A 1,828-nucleotide genomic window follows, 5' to 3' on the forward strand; every position below is an offset into this window, starting at 1 on the left:
TCAGGAAAAAGATGGCAGATGGTTTTTCCAGAAAACAAACCAATGCCTCTATTCAATCCTAATGAAATTCAAATTACCAAGACAACCCAATGGCGTCATGAAACTCTCAAAAACCGCGATCGCGGTGATACTAAATTTATTGGTGGGGATCCAGCAACCCTGACTCTCGACCTGTTTTTTGACACCTACGAGGGACTACCTGAAAGTATATCCGGGGGCGGCAGTTCTCCCCTCAAACGAGTAGCATCGGGAGCGGCAACAGCGGCGTCATCGTTAACTGGTGTGTATGGATTATCAGCACCCAATGCCGTAGATGTTCGAGAGTATACGAATAAGATTTTTGAGTTGACTCTGATTGACTCTGATTTAAAACGTCCCCCTGTATGTGAACTCTGGTGGGGGGCATTTAACCTGATTTTTAAGGGGTATCTCGGACAACTAACCCAGCGCTTTACTATGTTTACCCCTAATGGGATGCCAGTCAGAGCCGCTCTCAACTGTACCTTCCACCAGTTCATCCCTGAAGAAGATGAGGAACGGGAAAAGCCCAGTTCTCTAGCACGGGATGACGACCCAATCCACGTTGTCCGACGTGGAGAAACCCTGAGCAGCATTGCTGGTGTTGAATATAATGACCCCAGCGTCTGGCGAGAGATTGCCAAGGCTAATGGGATTACTAATCCCCGTAACCTGACACCAGGTCAAGTTCTGACCATCCCAGTACTTAATCTAACCTCAAATTAACCATGGTCTCGACAGCTCCTCAAACCAGTAGCAATAGCACCGCGACCTCAGTCCCTGGCTTCAGAATTCTGATCAGCGGACAACAGTTGCGGTCTGATGTGATGGCAATAATTGTGGATGAAAACGTTAGTACTCCCACTATGTTTACCATCAAGCTTGCCAACTGGGACCAAGAAAACCAGGAGTGGATTAATCCGCAACTGTTTAAGCTAGGCAATGAGGTAGAGATTTTTATGGGCTACGGAGGTAGTGGAGGGAAACTGCAAAAACTGATCATGGGTCAGATCACCGGTCTGGAACCAGAATTTGCCCATGGGGAAATACCTCTGTTGACAGTGCGGGGCTACGACTACAGTCATCGATTGCTTCGGGGTTACAACACTCGCTCGTTTACTAAAAAGAAAGACAGCGATATCGCTAGAGATATTGCCAAACAAGCGGGTCTAAAGTATGGGGGAGTGACGACAAAGCTGGTTTTGGACTATGTACTACAGCATAACCAAACAGATATGGAATTTCTTCAGACCCGTGCTCAACGACTCGGTTATGAGGTTGTGGTTCAAGATAAAACACTATATTTCCGGCCCCATCAGGAGAAATCCAAGTCAGTGTTGACTCTAGTTCAACGAAAGGATCTGCTCAGTTTTTCTTCCCGACTGACCAGCTTGACCCAGGTGGGACAGGTGGAGGTGCGCGGTTGGAACCCGAAGGACAAGAAAGCCTTCATTGGGCGAGCCAGTCCTGGTTTTAGTAATAACAAGAGCGGTGCTAAGGCTGTAGATCCGGCTTTGGGTAGTGGAAAAAAAACCAGCGAACGTTTGTATCGCCCTGTGTTCAGTAGAGAAGAAGCTGAGCAAATCGCTCAGGGGGGATTTAATAACATGGCTCTAGAATACATCAGTGGGGAGGGCTTGTGTGTCGGACGCCCTGACTTGCGAGCAGCTACCGTTATTACTATCCAAGGGGTGGGCAAACAGTTTAGTGGTGACTACTATGTGACCTCCACCACCCATAGCTATTCCCATAAACGAGGTTATCGCACAGCATTTAAGGTGAGGAGGAATGGGACATCATGATCTTTTAA

2 protein-coding genes are annotated in these 1,828 nt (G+C 47.6%); both read left to right on the forward strand.

The window, feature by feature from the left end:
* Positions 1–744: LysM peptidoglycan-binding domain-containing protein (locus F6K53_RS39545; RefSeq protein WP_293085454.1), on the forward strand; the 744-nt coding region annotated here is incomplete at its 5' end.
* 2 nt (positions 745–746) lie between these two features.
* Positions 747–1,820, forward strand: coding sequence for a contractile injection system protein, VgrG/Pvc8 family (locus F6K53_RS39550; protein WP_293085457.1), 1,074 nt, complete (start codon positions 747–749; stop codon positions 1,818–1,820).
* Positions 1,821–1,828 lie beyond the last annotated feature (8 nt).

Source organism: Moorena sp. SIO4A1 (assembly GCF_010672065.1).
GTDB lineage: Bacteria > Cyanobacteriota > Cyanobacteriia > Cyanobacteriales > Coleofasciculaceae > Moorena.